General features: G+C 59.1%; 25 protein-coding genes and 1 pseudogene. 13 read left to right on the top strand and 13 right to left on the bottom strand.

Features of this window, described 5'->3' with window-relative positions; all coding sequences use genetic code 11:
* Positions 1-228 precede the first annotated feature (228 nt).
* On the bottom strand, positions 229-522 hold the full coding sequence (locus ACN2TU_RS17870; protein ID WP_435157245.1) for a hypothetical protein: 294 nt from the start codon (positions 520-522) through the stop codon (positions 229-231).
* Between the two features lie 202 nt (positions 523-724).
* Here ACN2TU_RS17870 and ACN2TU_RS17875 point away from each other — a divergent pair, with 202 nt between their 5' ends.
* Positions 725-1,291 (top strand): HalX domain-containing protein, encoded by a 567-nt coding sequence (locus ACN2TU_RS17875; protein ID WP_435157246.1) that lies wholly within the window; start codon positions 725-727, stop codon positions 1,289-1,291.
* Here the strand turns inward: ACN2TU_RS17875 and ACN2TU_RS17880 are convergent.
* Positions 1,284-1,877 (bottom strand): HdeD family acid-resistance protein, encoded by a 594-nt coding sequence (locus ACN2TU_RS17880; RefSeq protein ID WP_435157248.1) that lies wholly within the window; start codon positions 1,875-1,877, stop codon positions 1,284-1,286. The genes ACN2TU_RS17875 and ACN2TU_RS17880 overlap by 8 nt on opposite strands.
* A 269-nt stretch (positions 1,878-2,146) precedes the next feature.
* Here ACN2TU_RS17880 and ACN2TU_RS17885 point away from each other — a divergent pair, with 269 nt between their 5' ends.
* The gene (locus ACN2TU_RS17885) at positions 2,147-2,374 is read left to right on the top strand and encodes a hypothetical protein (protein ID WP_435157249.1); all 228 of its coding nucleotides are present in this window, start codon (positions 2,147-2,149) and stop codon (positions 2,372-2,374) included.
* Between the two features lie 117 nt (positions 2,375-2,491).
* Here the strand turns inward: ACN2TU_RS17885 and ACN2TU_RS17890 are convergent, their stop codons facing one another.
* From ACN2TU_RS17890 to ACN2TU_RS17900, 3 genes are all read right to left on the bottom strand, one after another.
* Positions 2,492-2,977 carry a GNAT family N-acetyltransferase gene (locus ACN2TU_RS17890; RefSeq protein WP_435157251.1) on the bottom strand — a complete coding sequence of 162 codons (486 nt, stop codon included), beginning with the start codon at positions 2,975-2,977 and terminating at the stop codon, positions 2,492-2,494.
* A gap of 78 nt (positions 2,978-3,055) precedes the next feature.
* Entirely contained in the window at positions 3,056-3,586 is a 531-nt protein-coding gene (locus ACN2TU_RS17895; RefSeq protein WP_435157252.1) for a DUF192 domain-containing protein, read from the bottom strand.
* 95 nt (positions 3,587-3,681) lie between these two features.
* On the bottom strand, positions 3,682-4,161 hold the full coding sequence (locus ACN2TU_RS17900; RefSeq protein ID WP_435157254.1) for a DUF456 domain-containing protein: 480 nt from the start codon (positions 4,159-4,161) through the stop codon (positions 3,682-3,684).
* A 79-nt stretch (positions 4,162-4,240) separates the two neighbouring features.
* Here ACN2TU_RS17900 and ACN2TU_RS17905 point away from each other — a divergent pair, with 79 nt between their 5' ends.
* Genes ACN2TU_RS17905 through ACN2TU_RS17920 form a run of 4 tightly spaced genes read left to right on the top strand, consistent with a single transcriptional unit; the run spans position 4,241 to position 6,935 of the window.
* Positions 4,241-5,119: an NAD(P)H-binding protein gene (locus ACN2TU_RS17905; protein WP_435157821.1), complete on the top strand. Its 879-nt coding sequence runs from the start codon at positions 4,241-4,243 to the stop codon at positions 5,117-5,119.
* Positions 5,120-5,124: 5 nt separating this feature from the next.
* Positions 5,125-5,814, top strand: a complete 690-nt coding sequence (locus ACN2TU_RS17910) for a DUF7530 family protein (RefSeq protein ID WP_435157822.1) — start codon at positions 5,125-5,127, stop codon at positions 5,812-5,814.
* 33 nt (positions 5,815-5,847) lie between these two features.
* Positions 5,848-6,237 carry a hypothetical protein gene (locus ACN2TU_RS17915; protein WP_435157255.1) on the top strand — a complete coding sequence of 130 codons (390 nt, stop codon included), beginning with the start codon at positions 5,848-5,850 and terminating at the stop codon, positions 6,235-6,237.
* A 50-nt stretch (positions 6,238-6,287) separates the two neighbouring features.
* Positions 6,288-6,935: a hypothetical protein gene (locus ACN2TU_RS17920; RefSeq protein WP_435157257.1), complete on the top strand. Its 648-nt coding sequence runs from the start codon at positions 6,288-6,290 to the stop codon at positions 6,933-6,935.
* Here the strand turns inward: ACN2TU_RS17920 and ACN2TU_RS17925 are convergent.
* A complete protein-coding gene (locus tag ACN2TU_RS17925) occupies positions 6,932-7,231 on the bottom strand; it encodes a PadR family transcriptional regulator (RefSeq protein WP_266080104.1) in 300 nt (99 codons plus the stop codon). The two genes, ACN2TU_RS17920 and ACN2TU_RS17925, sit on opposite strands and share 4 nt — an antisense overlap.
* Before the next feature lie 369 nt (positions 7,232-7,600).
* On the opposite strand from ACN2TU_RS17925, the gene ACN2TU_RS17930 reads away from it, so the two are divergent.
* The 5 genes and pseudogenes from ACN2TU_RS17930 to ACN2TU_RS17950 all read left to right on the top strand — a co-directional run bounded on the left by ACN2TU_RS17930 (position 7,601) and on the right by ACN2TU_RS17950 (position 13,407).
* Positions 7,601-10,570, top strand: a complete 2,970-nt coding sequence (locus ACN2TU_RS17930; protein ID WP_435157259.1) for an FAD-binding and (Fe-S)-binding domain-containing protein — start codon at positions 7,601-7,603, stop codon at positions 10,568-10,570.
* A 108-nt stretch (positions 10,571-10,678) separates the two neighbouring features.
* Positions 10,679-10,888: pseudogene (locus tag ACN2TU_RS17935) on the top strand (hypothetical protein); the annotation flags it as partial.
* Between the two features lie 54 nt (positions 10,889-10,942).
* Complete coding sequence (locus tag ACN2TU_RS17940) at positions 10,943-11,224, top strand: DUF7521 family protein (protein WP_435157261.1); 282 nt, start codon at positions 10,943-10,945, stop codon at positions 11,222-11,224.
* Between the two features lie 138 nt (positions 11,225-11,362).
* Positions 11,363-12,124: an HpcH/HpaI aldolase family protein gene (locus tag ACN2TU_RS17945; RefSeq protein WP_435157263.1), complete on the top strand. Its 762-nt coding sequence runs from the start codon at positions 11,363-11,365 to the stop codon at positions 12,122-12,124.
* Positions 12,121-13,407 carry a threonine synthase gene (locus ACN2TU_RS17950; RefSeq protein WP_435157264.1) on the top strand — a complete coding sequence of 429 codons (1,287 nt, stop codon included), beginning with the start codon at positions 12,121-12,123 and terminating at the stop codon, positions 13,405-13,407. The genes ACN2TU_RS17945 and ACN2TU_RS17950 overlap by 4 nt, the downstream gene beginning before the upstream one ends.
* 396 nt (positions 13,408-13,803) lie before the next feature.
* Here ACN2TU_RS17950 and ACN2TU_RS17955 read toward each other — a convergent pair whose 3' ends face one another.
* From ACN2TU_RS17955 to ACN2TU_RS17965, 3 genes are read right to left on the bottom strand one after another with little or no spacing between them, the layout of a single operon-like run.
* Entirely contained in the window at positions 13,804-14,031 is a 228-nt protein-coding gene (locus tag ACN2TU_RS17955; RefSeq protein WP_435157266.1) for a CDGSH iron-sulfur domain-containing protein, read from the bottom strand.
* Positions 14,032-14,088: 57 nt separating this feature from the next.
* Positions 14,089-15,921 (bottom strand): DEAD/DEAH box helicase, encoded by a 1,833-nt coding sequence (locus tag ACN2TU_RS17960; protein ID WP_435157267.1) that lies wholly within the window; start codon positions 15,919-15,921, stop codon positions 14,089-14,091.
* 33 nt (positions 15,922-15,954) lie between these two features.
* Positions 15,955-17,310 carry an oxidoreductase gene (locus ACN2TU_RS17965; protein WP_435157269.1) on the bottom strand — a complete coding sequence of 452 codons (1,356 nt, stop codon included), beginning with the start codon at positions 17,308-17,310 and terminating at the stop codon, positions 15,955-15,957.
* 396 nt (positions 17,311-17,706) lie between these two features.
* Here ACN2TU_RS17965 and ACN2TU_RS17970 point away from each other — a divergent pair, with 396 nt between their 5' ends.
* On the top strand, positions 17,707-17,937 hold the full coding sequence (locus ACN2TU_RS17970; RefSeq protein WP_435157271.1) for a hypothetical protein: 231 nt from the start codon (positions 17,707-17,709) through the stop codon (positions 17,935-17,937).
* A 39-nt stretch (positions 17,938-17,976) separates the two neighbouring features.
* Here the strand turns inward: ACN2TU_RS17970 and ACN2TU_RS17975 are convergent, their stop codons facing one another.
* Together ACN2TU_RS17975 and ACN2TU_RS17980 are read right to left on the bottom strand one after the other, a co-directional pair.
* Positions 17,977-18,390, bottom strand: a complete 414-nt coding sequence (locus ACN2TU_RS17975; RefSeq protein WP_435157273.1) for a DoxX family protein — start codon at positions 18,388-18,390, stop codon at positions 17,977-17,979.
* Positions 18,391-18,500: 110 nt separating this feature from the next.
* Positions 18,501-19,109, bottom strand: coding sequence for a thioredoxin family protein (locus ACN2TU_RS17980; RefSeq protein WP_435157274.1), 609 nt, complete (start codon positions 19,107-19,109; stop codon positions 18,501-18,503).
* Positions 19,110-19,276: 167 nt separating this feature from the next.
* Between ACN2TU_RS17980 and ACN2TU_RS17985 the strand changes: the two genes are divergently transcribed.
* Positions 19,277-20,872 carry a right-handed parallel beta-helix repeat-containing protein gene (locus ACN2TU_RS17985; protein WP_435157276.1) on the top strand — a complete coding sequence of 532 codons (1,596 nt, stop codon included), beginning with the start codon at positions 19,277-19,279 and terminating at the stop codon, positions 20,870-20,872.
* A gap of 53 nt (positions 20,873-20,925) precedes the next feature.
* Here the strand turns inward: ACN2TU_RS17985 and ACN2TU_RS17990 are convergent, their stop codons facing one another.
* Both ACN2TU_RS17990 and ACN2TU_RS17995 read right to left on the bottom strand, forming a co-directional pair.
* Complete coding sequence (locus tag ACN2TU_RS17990; RefSeq protein WP_435157277.1) at positions 20,926-21,378, bottom strand: DUF4112 domain-containing protein; 453 nt, start codon at positions 21,376-21,378, stop codon at positions 20,926-20,928.
* A 55-nt stretch (positions 21,379-21,433) separates the two neighbouring features.
* A complete protein-coding gene (locus ACN2TU_RS17995) occupies positions 21,434-22,840 on the bottom strand; it encodes an Nramp family divalent metal transporter (RefSeq protein ID WP_435157279.1) in 1,407 nt (468 codons plus the stop codon).
* Between the last annotated feature and the right edge of the window lie 68 nt (positions 22,841-22,908).

The raw sequence follows: 22,908 nt of genomic DNA on the forward strand, positions 1-22,908 counted from the left end.
CAGTCAGGTGGTGCACCAATACGGTGCGCTTTTCGGCGATACTGCTCCCGAGAGTGATTCGTAGGGTGTGCCAGTGCCCCGTCCGCCGTGGTGACCACTGTACGACTGTTCGGCGCTTTGCGACGCATTTCATCCCAATTATCGGACTCAAATAAAAACGGCTGCTACCGCAACGACCGCACACCACGCGAAATTCGACGCCGTGGTTTTCAACGTTTCCCTGACTCGTTATTCTGACCAGTCCTCAGGTCGGGCAATCGGAAGCGGCGCGTACTGACGCTTTCGAGCGTCGGGAACGTACAATCGCTCCTCTACGAGTTCTTGCTCTTTGAGTTTCGTTAGTGCATCCCTCGTCGTTCGAGCGGGTAACAGCGATTCTTCGCGCAGTTGGCGCTGTGTTCGTGGTGCATCTTCCTGTAAAACCCTGTATACGAGTTTCGCACTTGGTGGGAGTTCAAGAAGCCGTTCAAATCGTTTCTGGGGGGATATGTTACTGCCGGAGCGTCCGGCAAAAACGACCACTGGTTTTCGACATTCCAATACTTCCTTTGAAGCTCGTCTAGTTATTTATTCCGAAAAACCGATATTCGTATCGAATATACACAATGTACAAAATATATTTGGCTTATCTCGGATTCCCTAACCACAATATATAAAGTTGCTATAGCGAACGATTTATTAACAAACTGCTACCGCTGGAAAAACCTGAACACCGAGATCAACTATGGCTGCTGACGAACCAACGATTCTTGTCGTCGATGACGAGAAAGACGTGACGGATCTCTATGCGACGTGGTTAGAGGATTCCTTCGAAGTCCGACGAGCCTACGAGGGGCGTGAGGCGTTAGACTTGCTCGACGACGAGGTGAACGTCGTCCTCCTCGACCGTCGAATGCCCGGTCTCTCCGGCGACGAAGTTCTTGCCGACCTTCGAGACCGCGACTTACGATCGCGTGTCGTGATGGTCACCGCGGTTAAACCCGATTTCGACATTATCGAAATGGGATTCGACGACTACCTCGTCAAACCAGTTTCGAAAGACGACCTCTACACGACCGTCGAGGGGATGCTGACGCGCGTGGAATACGACGACCAGCTACAGGAATACTTCTCTCTCGTTTCGAAAAAGGCGGTTCTCGAATCCGAAAAAAGCGAGGAAGAACTCGCCGAAAACGACGAGTACCAACGCCTGACAACCCGGGTCGAAACGCTCCGGGAAACCGTCGATGACGCGCGATCAACGTTCGAAGACCACGACGACTTCGTCGGTGCCTTTCAAGACCTCACGTAGCCCGTTCCGTTCCGCCGACTGGCATTTCTCGTTCCGCTTCTCTGCCACCCATGGCGAGGCCAACCATCGACAAGCCACTGGTGAGCAGACTGACGCCGAACAGGAGTCCGAGTGCCCATGCGGCGCTCGCGGGCCATCCAGCGAAGAGCAGTCCAGCGAGCAGTAGCGAAACGACGCCGCTGGCCACGACCCAACCCCAGTTTTTCTCCGGCCGGAGTGCAATCCCCATAACGATTTCCACGACACCGATGACCGCGAGATAGGCGATAACCAGTATCGTCAGCGTCGCCAGTCCGAAGACTGGATTGACGATGAGCGACACGCCTGCGACGGCGTAGACGATTGCGAGAACTACCTGCCACAGGACGCCTTTCCAGTTGCCCGCCGAGAACGCGTGGACGGCGTGGAGTGCCGCTCCCACAAGCAGTGCCGCCCCGAGCAGCACTGACAGTGTTAATCCCGCTAAAAACGGGAAGAAGATCGCGAGGACGCCGACGACTGCGATGATCGTTCCGGTCGCGAGAAGTGTCTTCCAGGTTGCGCCCGCTGTGCTCTGTTCGGTTGTATCACTTACTTCCGTACTCATTTCCCTCCACCCGAGGGCGAGATACGACGGCTATCAACAAAACTACACTGGACACCTCTCGATTCGATGACTGAACTTTCTGATGACCTATCCGAAATAATGACGGAAGTGACCTCACAGGTTCCGAACAGGGGTGTCGATGACACGGACGATATTTTGACCGCGCTCGGTGTGGAGGATGGGAGGTTCGAATCTCCGGAGACGCGGTTCGAACACCGTCTCCTCTCCGCCATGGTGGACGCGCGTCGTGATGGGATGGAGTACTGGCGATGTTTGAACTCGTGGAGCAGTATCAACGCGCTGCGATCCGCGCAGCGTTCACGGAGGGTGAGTTTGCCCCCGACCACGCGGATATCGGCGAGGACACGATCCAGTATTCGCGGGTAGTTCACGCGACGGCGCGTGCACTCGACGATGAAGCGGGAAAACAAGGGCTGCTTTTCAACCTCGCCAGTGCCTATCAACTGTTCGAGGACGACTGGTCGGAAGAGAAGTAGTTATCCGAATGAGAGCAGCATCTGGCCACATAGCCCGAAAGAAAACCTCGTGTACCCCTACCTGAGGTTTTTCCGATTTGTCGGTGATGATGTATATGGTTTGTGTTCTTGTTTCTCTCAGAACGCGTACGTGTAGACGTTCTCCGTGTACGTTTTTCCACCCATTTCGACCTCGGCTTCGTCGGTTTTCTCGAACCCGAGTTGCCTGTAAAACTCGTTCCCGATGTCATTGTCGGCGAGCACCATTGACCGCATCCGTTTCGTGCTGAAATCCTGGAAATCATCCCGAAGTCGTTCGTGGAGTGCAGTTCCGACGCCCGCCCCCCAGTCGTCCGGGTCGACGTAGAGTCTGAGCACGTCACCTTCGTCCTCGTAAAACACGGCGTGACAGAAGCCGACGAGTTCGTCGTCGGCGACGGCGACGAGAAACGCAGTTCCGGGCCTGTCCAGCGCGTCGGCAAGCGAATCGTTCGAGTACCACGACGACACCGTCTCCGTGATGGTCTCGTCGTTCAGGATGTCATCGTACGCTTCCGACCATGCTCGATGTGCTATTCGCCGAATCGCACCGAAATCCCCCTCGTCTGCGGGTCGAATTTTCATTCCCCTCATCTCCGTCCGTAGTTCACCATATGTCGTGGTAACAGTTCTGAATCACAACCGCAGTTGGAGAAAGAAAATTCAGTTTTCTACCGACGGTCGGTCGCCATCGAACACGAATTTCGTTCCCGGCTTGATTCCGGTTCGGTTGGCGAACCCCTGTTTCATTTCGACCACGTATTTCGCGGGTGCGTCGCTCCGATAGCTTCGGAGTTCGGAATCGCTGGCGTTCGGTTGCGGGTCGGCGTGCTCCACGTTGATGACGGTGCCATTCGGTGCGATGAAGATGATGTCGAGTGGCATTTTCGTGTTTTTCATCCAGAACGACTGTGATTGTGCCTCCTCGAAAACAAACACCATGCCGTGATTCTGTGGCATCGACTGTCTGAACATCAACCCGCGGGCCCGTTCGTCCGGCGAGTTCGCTACTTCCAACGTCACTGCTGTTCGGTTGTCCGTGACGAACGCGGCGGAGACGTTCGATTCAGTGTCGGTTGTCGTCGGAGTCGTTGACTGTTTGCCCGACTGCAATAGCTCACCGCTTCCGAGTCCCCCCAGACAACCGGAGAGAACCACGAGGCAAGCAACCAGTAGGGCAGCGGTCACACGCATGTCCCCAGAAACGGCGTCAATCGACAAAAACCCGTGGTGTGGTGCGGTTTGTATTTCGGTTCTCGGTTCCTCGTGGACACTCGGTTTCGGTTCCGTCAGAGCAGTACCGCGACGATAAATCCGATGAGCAGCGACCCGGTCACGAGCAGTTGGAAAACGACCGAGGCGAGCAGGCCAATTACGGCGTAAGTCGCGGTTCGCATACCCGTTTTCGCATCCCGTGTCTGATAGAACTCGACCGCAAACGTTGCGAGTGCGACACCGACTATCATTCCAACTGGCCCCGTGACCAACAGTGCAACCAAGCCGACGACGCCTGCGGCCACTGCACTCCAGAACGATCCGCCGCCAGCTTTGGCAGAAACCGCACTCGCCGTGTGTTCCGCGACGAATGCGACGAGACCGACGACCGTCGCTCCGATGACGAAAAGGAGTCCGGGTTGGGTAAAGCCAGTCCCCCACCAGTAGGCGTAAATTCCGGCGAGCGACAGCGGAACCGCCGGAAGGAGCGGAAGGACGCTTCCGAGAACGCCGGCGAAGAGGAGGGCGATGGCGACGAGAAAGAGCCAGTCCATACGAACATATCGTACTCGTAAATCATAACCTCACGGGTTGCCCGATAGCTTTTGAACGATAGCGCGCCGAGTATAGATGATGACGGTACTCGTCGCCGGGGCAACCGGGTTCGTCGGTCGCCATCTCGTCCCCCAACTCCTCGCACATGACGAAGACGTAGTCGCATTGGTACGTGACGCTTCGTCGTACGACCCGCCGGAGGGTGTTTCGGTCGTGGAGGGCGACCTGAACGACCGTGAGAGCCTCGAAGGAATTTTCGAGGGGGTGGACGCCGCGTACTATCTCGTCCACTCGATGGGCGAAGAGGGGGATTTCATGGAGCAAGATCGAACTGCGGCGAGAAATTTCGTGGACGCGACACGCGGGACGGACGTGTCTCGCGTCGTCTACCTCAGCGGCCTCGGTGGCGAGCGAGCGACGCTTTCCGACCACCTCAAATCGCGCCGCGAGGTCGAGCATATCCTCGCGAACGGCGACTACGACCTCACCGTTCTCCGGGCGGCCATCATCATCGGCGCAGGGAGCGTGAGTTTCCGCATCGTCCAGCAGTTAGCGGAGCGCTTGCCCCTGATGATTACGCCACAGTGGGTTCGAACCGAGTGCCAACCCATCGCAATCGACGACGTTGTCGCCTACCTCGTCGGCGTGCTCGAAACGCCGAAGACAGCGGGCGAGACTTTCGAAATCGGCGGTCCGGACGTGTTGACGTACGGTGAGATGGTGCTCACAACGGGTGATCTCCTCGACAAACACGCGACGATGGTTCCCGTCCCCGTCCTCACACCCAAACTGTCGGCCTACTGGGTTGACCTCGTGACCGACGTGCCGAAGGAAGTCGCCCATCCGCTCATTCTCGGCCTGAAGACGCGGACGGTGGTCGAAGACGACCGAATACGCTCGCTTGTGCCGATCGAATTGACGCCGTTCGAGGAGGCAGTCCGCCAGTCAGTCGCATGAGTGGGATGAACCGGGTGCCGTATCAGTGGACCTACGAGAGCATCGTCGATGCAATTCCAGGTGTCACGCTTCCAGACTGGCTTGCGCTGACGATTCAGTTCGTCCTCTTCGAAGGTCTGCTTCTCGTCTTCGCATGGCGCTATGACCTCTGGAACGCAGTTCCAGCGGGCACATCGGCAGTCGTCGTCGCCACCGCTGGAAGCGCCCTGATGCTCGCAATCGCTCGCCGGATTCGACGACTGACGACGCCACCCGCCTATCGAAAACTCCTCTTCGGGTCGAGCATCGAAGTCGTCCTTGGCCTGTTGGCGTACGTCGGACTGGTCACGTATTTGTTCGTCTACAATCCCCGGCAAGGTGGGACGCCGCTGCTCGAGTCGCTTCTCGGGACGACCCCCCCGATTCCGGCGGTGTTCCTCACTCTCCTCGTTCTCTGGGACGTGTGCTACCGAATCGGCACCGCGTGGTGGGCCAGTGTCACGGGATTCTGGGTTGCGGTACGTCACCCGACCGATACTTCAACACGAGACCAGCTTCGACAGGTCGACTCGTTCGTCATCGGGTTTTCGCTCCTCCAACTCGTGCTCGTCCCCTTCGTCTGGGGATACGAGTTGTTGGTTTTCGCACTCGTTGGTCACGTATTGGCGGTGTTGTGTGTCTCTGGCAGCGCGATTTTTGTTCTCTCCCGTGGCTGAACTATTTAACCGATGACGGCATATTCGGGGAGGATGGCAGACGATACGTCCCCGTCGTTTTCGATTCCGAATCGCCCGCGTCGACGATACCCGCGCGATGGCGGTGTCAGATACGAGGGGGAGACCATCTTTCGCCTGTCGCCCAGTTCCGACTGCTCCGAAGCGCACCTGACCGCTCTCGTGTGCGATGTGTTGGACGATGAACCGTACACCTACGGCGATTGGTTCGACCTTCCCGTTCCCGTGTATCTCGTCCGTGACCACAACCGAGAAACGACCTTTCGTGTTGTCGTCCGGTACGAATCGGTCGAACTGCACGCGCTTCCGGATACGCGCTCGGAGGGCCTCCGAGCCATGTACGATCGCATCTCTGCCAGGTCGAACCTGATGTGGTCGGTTTCGTGTGAATCGAAACCGAAATGACAGGATTCCAGGGGTACAAATTAAATACCATTGCGCACAGATGCAAACTAATGGCGCTTCACGCAGATGCCCGCGATTGGACACTCCGCACTGCCCACAACCGAGACGAGATGTGGGCGCTCGCCGACGAAGAAGGGATTCGAGAGGCACGACTGGCTTACCCCTCCGGATGGCTCTTTTTAACTCGCGATGCCGCGACCCGCGAACTCGTCCGCCTCGCTGCCGCAACGGGTGGCGAGTGGGGGGCCGACGAGCTCGCGCACGAACTCGACCAGAGTCCGGAAAGCTTTGAGCGAAGTCTGGACGACCTCGTCGAACTTGCCGTCTTTCGCGAGGAAGATGGGGCGTACCGTCCGAACTCCGAAAGTGTCGTCGCACAGACGGCCGAACGGCTGCGCGTCACTGCCGACGAATACGGTGCAGAAGATGGTTTCCGCGACATCGCCAGTCCGGAGTCCGTTCGGCTGATGCTAGATGCACTGCTTTCGATCGACTCGGACGACGAACTCACGCAGGACGACCTCCACGAACTCGTCGGCCTGTCTCGAAAATCGGAGTGGATGCACGTCGAACGCCTCACGAATCTCGGCGTGCTCGTAGAGTCCGGCGATAGCTACGTAATCGACGAGTCGAGTCCGGTGTTCGGCAACGTCAGAGCGCTAAACGCGGCCGTTCTCGGAACAGCGCTCTCACCCTAGACGGTTTGAGTCTGGGCGAGATCTTCGCCGACGTATTGCTCTTCCCACTCCCGACGTGCCTCGATTTCCCGTGCCCCTCGGCGCGTGAGCGTGTAGTAGTTCGTCCGTCGATCTCGCTGGCCTTTCTCGACCAATCCTTTGTCCACGAGTGAATCGAGATTCGGATACAGCCGCCCGTGATGAATCTCCTTCTCGTAGTATGCTTCGAGTTCTTCTTTGATGGCGAGACCGTGGGGTTCGTCTAGTCCAGCAATGACGTACAGCAAGTCTCGCTGGAAACCAGTCAGGTCGTGCATGGTTCTCCCTGATACTACAGATTCATGCAATAGACAAAAGAGTGATGGCCAATTCGAGCACACTCGTTCGCTTGCTTGCGGTTTGGACTCTGCCCTCTATCCTCTTCTCCGGCGTTCTAATCTATTTTCTCAGTGACAACTTCTCTCTCTATCCAGACTGCGAAGATAGTCCCCCACTCGTCACGTCTCGTGGGTGAACTCTGCGAAATTTGGATTGCGTCGTCCAGTACCAACATGACGACCGGTGTTCATGTCGAACGATTCCGCGGAACGATCAATTCCTATCCATTTTATTATATATTTGAGGAGAACGATATGGTGTCCCGAACCTGCATCGGTTTTATGTCGATCTGTCTGGTTTTATCTAGCATGGCAACACGGGACGAAAATCCCGACTTCGAAACGTACCGCAAGTCCCTCGGCCACGAATCGCCCGACGCCCGCCCCGAACTTGCGTCCGACCTCCGCTCCGCCATCGATGGAGCGGTTCGCTTCGACGAGTACACGCAGGTGTTGTACGCCACCGACGGGAGCATCTATCAGGCCCGTCCCGTCGGCGCCGTCTTTCCGACGTGCGTCGAGGACGTACAGGCTGCGGTTCGCGTCGCAGCGGCACACGACGCACCGATTCTCCCGCGCGGTGCCGGGTCGTCGCTCGCCGGACAGTCCGTCGGCTCCGGCTGTGTCGTCCTCGACTTCTCTCGGCACATGGACGAAATCCTCGACGTTGACCCCGACTCCCGACGAGCAGTCGTGGAACCCGGCGTCGTGCAGGACGATTTGGATGACCACCTCGCGCGTTGGAACTTGAAGTTCGCGCCCGACCCTGCCTCTTCGAATCGGGCAACCATCGGCGGCGGAATCGGTAACAACTCGACTGGCGCGCATTCGGTTCGGTACGGCATCACCGACGCATACACCGCGGAACTGGATGTGGTGCTCGCCGATGGTTCGTTGATTCACACCCGTGAAATCGTGGTGGGCGGCGAGGAGTGGGACGAAATCATCGAAAACGGCGGTCGGGAGGCTGAACTTTACCGCACCGTCTGGCAGTTGTTCGAAGACAACCACGACGAAATCGAATCGCGGTATCCGACGCTCAAACGCTCCGTCAGTGGCTATAACCTCCACAAAGTCGTGTACGAGCGCGACGGCGAGACCTACATCAATCTCTCGAAACTGTTCGTCGGGTCGGAAGGTACTCTGGGCGTGGTCGTTCGCGCGACCCTCGATTTGGTGACGCGACCCGAGGAAACCGCGCTCGCGCTTTACTGTTACGACGACCTCGTCTCCGCGCTGTCGGCGGTTCCAGACGCGCTCGATTTCGACGTGAGCGCCGTCGAACTGATGGACGACGAAGTGTTCCGTCTGGCGCGCGAATCGACGGAGTTCGCCGAATACGCCGACCCGATTCCGGCGGATGCGGAGGCCGCACTGATGCTCGAATTCGATTCCGAACTCCACTCGGATTTCGAGGCGGCCATCGCGGAGACGAACGCCCATTTCGTTCACGCCGGAAACGCATTCGACGTGTTGGAGGCGTACACCGACGACGACCAAGCGCGCCTCTGGAAACTCCGAAAAGCCGCGATTCCGCTCCTGATGAGCATGGAGGGCGACCCAAAACCGTATCCCTTCATCGAGGATGCCTCGGTTCCGCCCGAGGAATTGGCGGAGTACGTTCGGGAGTTCATGGCGATTCTGGACGACCACGACACCACGGCGGCTTACTTCGCCCACGCCGGAAGTGGAACCCTTCACATTCGCCCAATTCTGAACCTGAAAGACGCCGACGGAATCGAGACGATGCACTCCATCGCGGAGGACGTGACGTCGCTCGTCCTCTCCCACCACGGGTCGTTCTCCGGCGAACACGGCGACGGCCTCGCCCGAACCGAGTTCAACCCGAAACTGTACGGCCCGCAACTCTGGAGCGCATTCAAGGAACTCAAAACCGCGTTCGACCCGGACTGGCGATTGAACCCCGGCAAAGTCGTCTTTCGTGAGGACGACGAGGCCGACATGCGGGAATACCTTCGGTACGGCCCCGAATACTCCTCGCTCGAACCGCGAACCGTGCAGGACTTTTCGGACGAGGGTGGCTTTTCACACCTCGTCGAACTCTGTAACGGCTGTGGTACTTGTCGGCAAACTGGAAGCGAAACGATGTGTCCCTCCTACCGTGGGATGAAAGACGAGATGGTGACAACGAGGGGACGGGCGAACCTCCTCCGGGCCGCCATCAGCGGCGAAATCCCCTCCGAGGAACTGTACACCGACCGGTTTCAGGAGGAAGTATTAGATCTCTGTCTCGGCTGTAAAGGCTGTGCCCGCGACTGTCCGACCGGCGTGGATCTCGCGAAGCTGAAAGCCGAGGTGAAACACGCCCGTCACGAAAAACGGAGCGCAAGCTTCCGAGATCGATTTTTCGCCGAGGCTGAGCGCGTCTCCGCCCTCGGAAGCGCACTCGCGCCGATTTCGAACTGGATGACGAACCTTCCGGGCGCAGGAGTGCTCGCCGAGAAAACGCTCGGAATCGCCGCCGAGCGCGACCTCCCCCGATTCACCCGCGAGACGTTCGCCGAGTGGTTCGAATCGCGGGGGGCGAGAATCTCTCCGGACGTCGCAACCGAACGCGTCCTTCTCGTCCCGGATACGTTCACGAACTACAGCTATCCCAAACCCGGAAAAGCCGCCGTTCGAGTTCTCGAAGCCGCGGGGGTTCACGTACAGGTGCCGAGCGACCTCGCGCCGAGTGGCCGCGCCGCGTACTCCGAAGGATTCCTCCACAGTGCGCGTGAGAAAGCACAAATGAACGTCTCTTCCCTGGAAAATCGTGTCGAAGATGGCTGGTCGGTCGTCTTCGTCGAACCGTCCGACGCGGTGATGTTCCAGGACGAGTACCGCGACTTGCTCTCCGACTCGGCCGTCGAGACAGTCGCGGAGAACACGTTCGGTGTTTGTGAGCTCATCGACCGAAAGCGATTGGACGACGGAATCCGGTTCCAGGAGGTCGATGAATCGCTCGCCTATCACGGCCACTGCAACCAGAAGGCGGTTCGGAGAGACCACCACGCAGTCGGCGTCCTTCGCCGTGCGGGCTACGAGGTTGACCCCCTCGACAGCGGTTGCTGCGGGATGGCAGGGAGCTTCGGCTATCGTGCCGAACAGTACGACCTCTCGCAAGCGATCGGTCGAATCCTGTTCGAGCAGGTGGACGAAAGCGACGCGGAAACGGTCGTCGCGCCCGGCGCATCCTGTCGAACGCAACTGGAAGGTCGCGGCACGCGTCCGCCACACCCGATCGAAAAAGTCGCGGAGGCCCTGCACCGCCCGTAGCTATTTATCCATTTCTGACGCCTCCCATCGAAACGGAGACTGCCTCGAACGACGACCGAGAGTTCTACCTCGTTCTACTGGACAACGGACGGATAGCCATGCGAGGCGACGGATGTGGAGTGCTGTGGCATGGCGGGTAGTTTCGGCTACAAAGCCAATTACTATGATTTGAGCGTCGCGGTGGGCGAATCGGTTATCGAGAGTTCGACAACCGAACCCGTCGTGGCAAGCGGGGCCTCGTGTGTCGAACAGTTCGACGCGGTATCGAATACGTCGCCAAACCATCTTGTCCAACTACTGAATGGAAATATTGAATAATTTTAAATCTATTGCCTGAATTGTAGGTGACGAATACCGAGGGCAACTCACGAGATGCAACCTATCGAAATCACGTATATCGTACTCAGTGCCGTTCTCGCGGCGACCGGTCTTACCATGGTGGGACTGGCGATGCGGGCGTATTTACAGACCAACCGCCGGTCAATGCTCGTCCTCTGCATCGGCTTTTCGATTCTCGTTGCGGCCGCAATCGCGACCACGTTCAGTGCGTTCATGTATGATTTCCAAAACACTCGCGTGCTGTTGACGGTGAACTACGCCGTTTCGACGGTCGGCTACCTGTTCGTTATCTACAGTGTGACTGGTGCGGACTGACCGGAGCGGAGTGACGGTATCTGTCTGACCGGAGCGGAGTGACGTAGGTTACTTGACCGGAACGACGTGTCTATCGACCGGAAGCGATGGTTTTGTGGACTGAATAGCTATTTTTCCCCTCCGACCGTCGGGTGATACATGACCGAACTCAGACGCGCAGTACGCGCAGGTGACCCCGTCGTCGGGACGTGGATTTCTATCGGACATCCGGCCGTCGCCGAGATGAGTGCCGAACTCGGCTTTGATTTTGTCGTCATCGACACGGAACACTCCTCGATGTCGATTTCGACGGTCGAAAACCTCGTCCGTGCAGTGGACGCGGCGAGTGGGGAAACGAAGTCGGTTGTCCGTCTCCCCGATGACGACCCGACCCGAATCAAGCGCATCCTCGACACCGCCGTTTCCGGTGTCATCGTCCCGATGGTGGAAACGGCGGAACAGGCACGTGGAGTGGTCGAAGCGACACGCTATCCACCGGATGGGAGGCGAGGAGTTGCCGGGTCACGGGCGTCCACGTATGGACTCGAACTGGCCGATTATTTCGAACGGGCGAACGACGAACTCCTCGTGATGGTGCAGATAGAATCGGCGAAAAGCGTCGGTCACGCGGGGTCGATAGCGGCCGTGGACGGCATCGACGCCCTATTCGTCGGCCCGGCAGACCTCTCCGCGTCGCTCGGGCGGTTCGGTGAGACGGACTCGCTCGACTCCGAGATTTCCGCTGTCTTGGATGCGGCCGGGGAATCCGATACTGCCGTCGGAACCATCGCCCTCGACCCTGAGGATGTCGAGAGATGGGTCGAGACGGGATTCGACTTTCAGGTGGTCGGTATCGACCTCGACTATCTCATCGACGGGGCACGACGCGCGAAGCGACGCTACGAGGACGCGACTCGATGACCCTCGTCTGCTATCGCTGCGGCGACGAGGCGGAGACCGGTGCGCGCTGTGCGTGCGGTGAGCCGCTCTGGGTACAAACCGACGCCACCGAGTTTTCGTGGCCTGAGTCTTCGGAACAGGGAATGTGGCGGTATGCCGACCTACTCCCCACAGAACCGCTACCGGGAGTTGGGTCAGTAGTGGGTGGAACGCCGCTGCTTCGAACCGAACAACTGGACGAGTACGCCGGATGTACCCTTTGGGTCAAAGACGAGAGTGCCAATCCGACGGGAACGTTCAAAGACCGGGGCAGTGCGGTGGGTGTCGCCCGCGCGCTCGAAGCGGGCGTGGGCGATGGCGGAGATGATGCTCGCGACGGTGCGGATGCGAACCGTAACTGGGTGGGGACGGTTTCGCACGGAAATATGGCGATGAGCATGTCGGCGATGGCGGCCAGTGCTGGCGTGAACTGCCTCGTTCTCGTACCCGACGACATCCCGCCGGAACGACTCGGACACATCGCACAGTACGCTCCGGAACTCGTGCAGGTCGAAGGCGAGTACGGGCGACTCTACTACGACAGTCTGGAAATGTCCGGCGTTCGGTTCGTCAACTCCGACACGCCGTATCGGGTGGCGGGCCAGAAGACGACGGCGCTCGAAATCTGTGAGGCGTTTGCGACCGCTCACGACGGATCGGCACGTTCGCCGTTCGCTGGTTCAGCAGTCCCGAAGTCGCGTTGCTTACCTGATGCAATCGTTGCGCCGGTTAGCAGCGGCGGTCACGCAAGTGCCATCTGGAAAGCCCTCCGCGAACTCCGCGAGGCGAACCTGCTTGACTTGATACCGCGACTGTACTTCGTGCAGGCGGCTGCTTGCGACCCGATTGCACAGGCGTTTCGCGCCGGTGCCGATACGGTGACTCCCGTCGAAGGTGACGAAACGGTCGCGTATTCCATCGCCAACGGCGACCCGCCGAGCGGCAACCGCGTTCTCGCCGCAGTTCGTGCGGTCGGTGGCGCGGTGCTGTCCGTCTCGGACGACGAAATTCGCGATGCAAAACGACGATTCGCCCGTCGTGCCGGTCTCTGTGTGGAACCCGCCTCCGCGACGACTCTTGCCGGGATTCGGCAACTCTCGAAGTCGGGCGAACTTTCGGCGGACGATTACGTCGTCGCGATCGCGACCGGTACGGGATTCCGAGAGCGGTCGGCGATGCCGACGACTCCACGGTCAGTTCCCCTTTCCGACCTCTCGGAAGGCGTCCGGTCGCTAGTATCCGGCGTACAGCGCGCCAATATGTAGTCGGTCGCAATCGTGTCGCCGTTGACGACCACCTCAACGCTCGTGAACAGTATCTCCGGCCCGTAGGGTTCCATTACCGTCCCGTTCATCGGCCCGAGCAGTCCCTTTCCTTCGTCGCCCGTCACGGTGTCGCGATAGTAAACGACGAGGTGGTAGGTGACCCACTTCGGCTTGACCGAGACGGTTACGTTGTTACAGGTGTACTTGATGTCGGCGGTTGGGACTGTTTGGTTAGCTGACCGTTCGTGTGGCACGGATACTGCGAGTCCGGAACCCGACCAGACTGCTATCACCAGTATCGAAACCATCACTGTTGTTCCCCACGCTTCCCCAGAATGCATACTGTCAGCACGTCACCAGGCCGGATATCCGTTGTTGCCATCTCTCGGCCCGATGTTATTCGTCGGCGTAGACGACATTCTCGATTTCTCGCCGCTCGCCGCTTTCGTATCGGTACACTGCGCCCGGCGCTTCGTCGTGGGTTGCTCGATGTGAGCTATCACAGAACGGATAGTTCGATGAGAGTCCACAGAGACAGATCGCGATATCTCCCTTTTCCTCGTCGATATCGTCCTCGTCGATTCGCAGCGGACTGGTCGCAGTGTGTCTGACTTCCCGGGCCATAAACGGGATTGTCACCCTCGCTACTTCAACCTCGGCATGGGATGAATGCTCTGCGAATTACTCCTCCGAAACCGTCTCGTCCGCAATCGTCTCGTCCGCAACCGACTCCTGAATTCGTATTCCTTTCGACGCGAGATGACGCAACTGCTGGCGGGCGAACTCCTCTTCGCGCGTCCCGCGGGTCGCCAGCACGTACATTCTGGCGCGCCCGGCGGGGCGCATAGTTCGTCCGGCGCGCTGGGCACCCTGTCGTCGTGACCCGCCGAGACCGGAGGCGACGATTGCGAGTTCGGCGTCCGGCAGGTCGATTCCTTCGTCGCCGACTCGGGAGATGACGAGAGTATCGAGCCGTCCGTCGCGGAACGATTGCAGGTGGCGTTCGCGCTCAGGATGGGGCATCTGTCCGCTGATGAATGGAACGGAGAGTGCGTCGGAAATATCGTCGCCCTGTTCCAGATACTCCACGAACACCAGCGCTTTTGCGGTGGGATGTTCGGCCAGCAGATAGCGGATTTCGTCCATCTTCGCGGGGTTCGATGCGGCTATCTGGCGCTTTCCGCGCTGGTCAGCGTTCGCGTACTCGCCGTGATACGTCTCGTCGTCCCAGCCGACGTACCGGATTTCGACTTCGGGTTCGGCGACGAATCCGGCATCGAACAGCGCGTCCCAGTCGGTGCCGATGGGTGGGCCGATGAGCGTGAAAATGTCTTTTTCCTTGTCATCTTCCCGGACGGGGGTTGCGGACAGTCCGAGTCGGTGTTTGCTCTGGAGGTTCGCACTTCTGCGGAAGACCCGACTCGGAATGTGCTGGCATTCGTCGTAGACGATGAGACCCCACCGTCGCTGGTCGAACAACTGACGATGTCTATCCATTCCGGCGGTCTGGTAGGTTGCAATCGTCACGGGGCGGACGTTTTTCTCACCGCCGTGATACTCCCCGACTTGCTCCGGAGTGAGGGTCGTGTGGGCAAGCAGTTCGTCGCGCCACTGTCCGGCGAGTTCCCTGCTCGGAACCAGAATCAGCGTTTCACCAGAGACGGCTTCGAGCACGCCCATCGTGGCGACCGTTTTTCCGCTTCCCGGCGGGCCGACGAGGACGCCGGCTTTCAGGTCGATGAACTCCTCCACCCATTCGCGCTGGTAGTCGCGCAAGGAAAGCGAGCAGTCGATGGCCAGTTCGTCGCCCGTATCCAAATCGCGCTCGTCCTGTACCGGATAGCCCGCTTCGTAGAGGATTCGTTTGACTTCGGCAACTTTCTCCTCGGCGACCCAACTTTCGTTGTCCGAAAGCGGGGCGCGCAGGTGGCTTTCGTCCAGTTTCTGCCGAGCGACGTTGCCCATTAGGTCGTCGCTCGCGGCTTCGAGAACGACGTAATCGTCCTCGTGCGTGTAGAGTCGGAACTGTTTTGCCCGTTTCCACTGCTGCTCTATGAACTGCTCCAAATCCGGCGACGGTTCCGGCAGCACCTGTCGGACGGTTCGCATCAAATCGTCGAGGGAGTCGTAGGGCGCAGACCAGATGTCCTCCTGTCGAACCTGATAGCTGTAGCCACCCGAACGAGTCGTGTCGGTGAGGTGCGCGAACTGCGAGAGTTGCGCCCGCGTAAACTGCCGTGGCTGGTCGGCGATGATTTCCCGACGCTTCGGAAATACGACGACTCGTTCCCGGTCGGCCAATCGCTCCCACTCGGTCGGAAACCAGACGACTGGGTCGCGTTCTACGTCGAGTCGGGTGATCTCTTGCTCGTCGGCGAGTCGCTCCAGCGTGCGATTCGCCTCCTCGTGCGAACAGTCGAGCACCCGAGCGACTTCCTCGGCGGTGAGCACCGGGCGACCGATATCTTCGATGGCGTCGTACACGTCCGAAATCTCGTAGTCCTCGTCGGTCACTGCCCCACGGTTGGGTCTCCCGTGGAATACCCGTTACGACTCCGTTCGGCCGTCGGACGATTCTCGACGCTCGGATCTTTCGCGGTCGTAGGCACCCGCCTTCCGCAATGCACCACGCTTTTTCAGGACGCTCGGGGTTCGGCAAACCCCGTGTGCACCGGTCGCTTGCGGGACGGTGCAGTTGTTGCAGTTCTCGCAGGCGACGGAGTTTTCCGCTTCTCCGTCGAGAATCCGAGCCGGAAGTCGCGGTTCCGCATAAAACGGCCGCCCCATCCCGACCGCGTCACAATCGCCGCTTGTGAGCAGTCGGTCGATTCCGTCTCGGGTTCTGATGCCACCCTCCGCGAGTACCGGAACGGAAACCCTCTCTGCCACGCGTCGGGTGAACGGGCGGTTCCACGCCGGTTCGAAATCGTATTTCTTAGATTGCAGCCAGTTGAGGACAGCGACCATGCCCGCTCGCCACTCGCTTCCGAACGCTTCGGCGTAGCCGTCGCGGAATCGCTCGTCACGCCACGCCCGAGCAGGGAACGCGCCGCGGACGATGCTTGCATCCCAAAACACGGACGCCTGTACCGGAACGAGCGCGTCGAAGCCGACCTCGGCGAGTCGGTCACAGATTCGAACCCCGTCGGCGAGCGAGAGATGGGTGCGAACGAACGGTGGCGCGGTCGTTTCGGCGGGCACTTTCGTCATAATCGGCACGTCAGGGCCGACCCGATCCCGAATTTCGTCGTGAACGAGTTCGAGAAAACGGGTTCGTGCGGCGAGCGACCCGCCGAACTCGTCGTCCCGGCGATTGTAGAACGGCGAGAGGAACTGCTGGACGATGCCCATGTTCGCTCCGGCGATGTGAATCCCGTCGTAGCCCGCATCGATGGCGTATTCGGCGCTTCGACCGAAATCCGCCGCGAGGTCGTACACCGCTTCGGTGCCGAGAACGCGCGCGTCGTAGTCCAGAAATCCGACGCGGTCGAGCGCCCGGAGCACTGCGGGCGGGCGCGAGACGGCGAGTTGCCGGAGATGGGGGTTTTCGGCGCGATAGCCCGCGTGCCATGTCTCCATGCTTCGAAGCCCGCCGTGTTCCAACTGGACGAAAATTCGACTCCCGTGGTCGTGAATCGCGTCGGTCAATCGCTCCAACGTTGCGACGAACTGCGGGTCGTGAACCCGCGTCATTCCCGGCGCGGCACAGCCACCTTTCTCGCTGACGATCGTCGCGCCCTGACAGATGAGGCCGACCCCCGACTCGGCGGCCGGTTCGAGTTCTCGAATCAAGGTATCAACCGCCTTCGGCCCGTTTCCGGCGCATTCGAGTAGTGGCGCGCGATAGAGGCGATTCGGCAGTTCGACACCCCCGATTTCGAGAGGGTCTTCCAGTTCGGGCACGTTAGTTTGCGCTTCGGCCGGTTCCGGGGTAAAGGTTTGTGGCGACGCGTGGGGTGGCGACTCGGAACTGATTCGAACGACGTCGTGACAATGTTGGCTGAAACCGAATCGTTGACGAGAAATGGACTGTCGTCGCTAGGCCCAACCCACGCCGGACACTCATCCGCCAGCGGCTCGTTTTTCTCGCAGGCACGAAGCGTCTGTTCGGTACGCCCAATGCTCGATACGCTCAACCGGTTCGCCCGTTCCCACCGGGAGAGCGTTCCACGTCGCATTTTGCGGTTGTTTCTTCGTCGGAGAAACGATCTTCGGTCGAAACAGACAGTTCGACTGTCGCCCTCTGCTCGACCTTCTATTCGAGAACCATTTATCTGTTTGCACGTCGTGGCCCTAACTATGCGTTCCATTCGCATCGAACGTGCCATTAGTCGCGCTCGTCATGCCGCAATCGGTGGGGCAATCGGTGGTGGTCTCGGGGGGTTAATCAGCAGCAGGGCCGCAAGTACTGGCGGCGCTGTCGGTGCATTCGTCGGTGCAGTCGTCGGCGAGAAACGGCCGACCGCTCGCGCCCGATTCGAACAAGTGAAAGAACAGGGGCAAAAGAGAGTCGAGCGAGTTCGGCGATAACCGAACTCTCCGGGGGTGCCGTTTGGACCGAGCCGAAGCCTACTTGTTTTTCTCGCCGATTCCGAGGAACGCGAGGGCCGCACCGGCGAGTGCGACGTTTTTCAGGAAGTGGTTTTTCTCGTTCTGGCGCTCCTGACCGTCGTGGCTCCAGAAGTCGTGTATCGTCGGAGTGACGCCGGCGAAGAACGCGACGATGGAACTCGCCGCGAGCGCGGGGAAGCGCCAGAGGCTGATGCCGATACCGCCGAGGAACAGGAGGCCGTGCGAGGAGACGACCGACTCCTCCGGCATCGGGATTCCCTTCGATTCAGCGTAGGCAGTTTGGGCTTCGATATTTCGAAGCCCGGAGATAGCAGTGAACAGGATGACGCCGCCGTACAGCAGTCGAGCGGCTCTGAACGCTGTTGTCTCGGAAATGTCATTTCCTGATGCGTCGTCTTTCGTTTCGGACATACTCATACCATTCACAGACATCGAGTTATACACGATGCCCAATCGATTCGGTTACTTCCATGTCTCTTCCTTACCCGGGTGTTACCTCGATTTCAGTCACTGCGACGACGTCATTTCCACTTGATGGAACAACCGCGCGAGGGCAGGAACTCCAGATCGACATCCTCGCCCGCCAAGACGGACTCGATTGCGTCGTGGATGTGGAACTCGGTGGGTTCACCGTCGGGATTCAGCGCGTCGTCCAGTCGTCCGTGGTACGCGAGGGTGAACTCCTCGTCTCGCGGCACGTCACCGCTCGACCGGTCTGAGGCGTCCTGCGCCTCGCTCCCCTCGTTTCGCAAGAGGTAGGGGTCAGGCGTACAGACCGCGCCGTAGGCCTTCGCCACGTCCTGCGTTTCGTCGTGGAGGTAGGCATCGTACCCAATGCGTCCCTCCTCGACCCACTCCTGCATCGCTTCGAAGGAATCATCCGGATACTCCTCGGCGTCGTTCGGATTCACGCCGACGACTGCCACGTCGTCGTGCTCCGCCGCGATGTCGTTCAGCAGGTCGAACTTGGCCTGTGCGTAGGGGCAGTGGTTGCAGGTGAACACCAGCAAGACGGCTTCGTACTCCGAGAAATCACCGAGCGTGTATGTTTCTTCGTCGGTGCCACGGAGTTCGAAGTTCGGCACCGGGTCGTCGCGCTCGATTTCTGCCTCGGATTCTTTCATTACCATAGGTACAGATTGTTCATGGAGCGTAAAAATACGTTTTCCCGAACTCGCTCCGTTCTCGCAGCAACACCGGTCGGGTATTCGACGTTACTTTCGCCCGGATCGACTATGTTCCGGTTACGGACGCTCTGTCGCCCAATAACAAAGCTCGTGACTCCCGATGGATGCGCATGCGAAATTCATCGCCGACCGAATCCTTCGCAGTCCTGTTCGTCGTTCTACTGGTCTCCCTGTCCGTCACTCCGTGGGGTGGACTCGCCGAAACCGCCGGGATGGGGGTGACCGCTCCCGCTCAGACACAAATCGACTCCTGTACCGTCATCTCCAAATCCGGTGTCTACGCCCTTTCGAGCGATATCGATGACAGTGCCGCAGGGACGTGCATTCGAATCCGCGCGAACGATGTCGTTCTCGATGGACGCGGTCACGCCCTGGACGGCATCGGAAACAACGGAACCAACGGTCTCATCGTTCGTGGGTCGGCGAACGTCACCATTCGGAACCTCTCTGCGACGGAATGGGGGACGGGAATCGAGTTCACGAACAGTGCCGACACAATGGTTCGAAACGTGGTCGCTGCTGACAACGGTCGAACGGGAATCCGTCTTGTCGATGCGACGAACACGACACTCACGAACGTTACGGCGACAGACAATGTCGCTCCCGCGCTCTCGCCTTTCCCCGGTCCATCGAAGTCGGCAGGGATTTTCGTCGCCGATAGCCGCGACATCCATCTCTTCGATGCGAACGTCTCACGGAACGTCGGCGGAGTTTCGCTCGTGAACACCAGCAACGCAATCGTCGGCAACAGCGTTGCAACCGCAAACGAAGTCGGATTCTTCGTCCGCGGTGCGAACGATACCGTTCGCGGGAGTGTCGCCGCCGGGAACAACGTCGGATTCTTCGCCGACAACGCGACGGATAGTTCGTTCGTGAACGTCTCCGCCGTCTCCAACAGGGTCGGTGTCGGCGTCGAAAACACGACCACTGCCCGTCTGAACGATGGAAATGCGAGTTCGAACTTCCTCGGGGTCAGCGTCGTTCGCTCACGCGGCGTATCGGTCGTCAACACCACCGCCGCGAGCGACTTCGTCGGCATCAACTTCCTCGAATCGGAGCGCAGTACGGTCGTCGAAAGTGAGATTCGCAGAAGCGAGTTCATCGGTGTGGGAATGGTCGAAACGACGGCAACCCGACTTTCGAATACGACGGTCGAAACCACGGTGGGTAACGAGTCCGTGCCCGGCGCGACGAGCGCCGGTCTCTACCTCAACGGTTCAGCGACCCGACTCGACGGCGTGACGGTCGCAGACAACGAGAACTGGACGATATTTGCCGAACGGGATTCGAATCTCGACGCGAGGCGCGTTTCGCTCGATGGAACCCCCGTTTCGTTCGATGGCGCGGATTTCGCGCTCGATTCGACGACGCGTCCACCGACTCCATCACGGCCGTCGGAACGAGTGATCGTCGGTCAGTCGTTCGTGGTCAGTCAAACGACGACTGACGGGTCGCTCGACGTGCGAATCGGATACGACCGACGCGCCACGTCCCGTTTGAATATAGCCGAGCGAACGCTTCGACTGTGGCGCTATAACGGCAGTTGGTCGGAAGTGTGTGAAAGTCGGGTTACTCCCGAACGCCACGTAGTTTCGGCGACGCTCACCCGTCCGGAACGCGCGGTGTTCTCCGTGGTGGGGGAACGAACTGAGTCCGGAACGGATGAACGCAAATCAGGTTGCGTCGCTTCCCGCGATTCGACATAGCGGATTTCAGGAGAGTTCGATTCGAACTGTTCCCGGAACGGTTCGCTATTTCCTTATTCGACTTCGATTTCGATGACATCGTCCCCGCTTTCGAACCAATCGTCTTCCGGGTTCTCCGCGAGTTCGTTCAACACGAGTTCGAGGTTTCGTTTGTTCGCCTTCCAAACCGCATCGATGATGCCACCGACTATCGGAAGCGTTCCACCGACGACATCGATCGTCACGTTCGCAATCATCCGAAGCAGGGTGGTAAACGAAACACCCAACCGGGCCGCTTCGAGGACGATGTACAGCGAGAGTCCGGCACTGATCGCGTCACCGACTCCCGGGAGCGCGCCGAGAATCGGATCTATTCCGACGCGAAAATCCGTGCCCGGCACGCGAACGAGGTCGTCGAAAACTCGGGCGACGGTTCGCATTCGCTCGATTGCGGCCCTATCGACCGACTCCGGCAGTTCTCCGTCAAAATCGAACTCTTCCCGTAGGTCGTCCCTGTCGGCGTTCATGGGTTCACCAGTTCTGGAAACGCAATAAATCCGACGGCAGGTTTCGGACTCGGTGTTACTTGATTAAGCCAAGCTCGCCCATCGCGCCGAGGAGACCGAGGACGAACACTAGTACCATGGAAATCAGATAGTACAGTTTCGCCCCTGCCGACGGTTGGAATGGTTCCGGAACTTCGTTCATCACGATGAAGTAGTTCGCCGCGTACCAAAACAGCGCCAGCACCGCGACGAGAACGGCGGAGATAACGACGAGCGTAACCGGCAGCTGTCCGATGAGAACGACCGGTGTGATACTCACCGCGGCCATGGCGAGGACGACCCCTCTTCGAGTCGATTCGGTGTCCATCCCTGGCTTTTCGAGCACCAGCGGAAGCGTATCCGATATCATTCGGGAGGCACCATCCAACAGGGTGATGACGGTGGAGTATAGCGCGGCAAATCCACCGACGACCATCGCCCAATACGACCAGCCGCCGAAGGACTGTTCGAGCAGTTGGCCGATTTTGATGGCGAGGTTCGCGTCAGTCGGTGGATTCGGGTATAGTACTCGCGTCGAGAGTAGAATCATGCTAACGATGAGGCCGAACGTGAACAGGTATGCGAGGTTGAAATCTCGCCGCCCGGTGCGAATCCACGCCCCAATGTACGACTCGTATTTTGGGTCGGTAACATCGACGCCATGCTCGCTGAGTTGTTGTGCACCCTGCTTTTTCGCCATCGTCCAACTACCCAGATTGACCGTCGTTCCCAGTCCCGTCGGAGCGAACCCGGCGAGGGCGGCGAACAGTGCGAGAAATGCTCCTGAAGTAACGTTCGGCGTTGAAAACGCGGTTTCGGCGACTCGACCTGCCGACGGCGGTGCGACGAAAACGCCGAGAACGACGAAGACGCCGAGGACGACCACGAACAGTTTGAGAATGCTCTCTATCGTGTCGTAACTGGAAAACAAGACGAGTGCCGTCGCGAGACCGAGGAGCAGGAGGTACATCGTCAACATATCCACGCCCGGTACGACCGCCGCTCCGAAACTTGCGGCGGCCGTTCCCACCGCACCGAGGATAATCGTCTGTGGTATTCCGACCGCAAGAATCGCCATCCACTGCGCCCAGTGATCCGGCCCCGGTAAGTTGCCGTATCCTTCGATGGGATGGCGGCCGACACCGTAGTTGTATCTGATTCCCAGTTCCCACGCACCGTACTTGATAGCAAAAACGAACGTCGCAAGCCACACCGCAAACACACCGTACAGCGCCCCGAGTGTCGGTGCGAGCACGATATGGCTCCCACCGATTGCGATCAAGGCCCACAACATGGATGGGCCGAAATGATTCCGTACGAACCCCTTCCAATTTCGCTCGGGATACCGCAACTCGTCGCTGGAAAGAACTGCGTGTGTTCGGGTTTGTGTCGGTGTCGCCTCTTCCGTTTCGATAGCTGTATGGTCTATGGTATCTTCGGTCATGACATTACCATCTCTGTGTGAACAGTGAACATAAAACAATGGGGTGTGATAATAGGGCGGCAAACCGT

This window comes from Haladaptatus marinus (genome assembly GCF_051194195.1).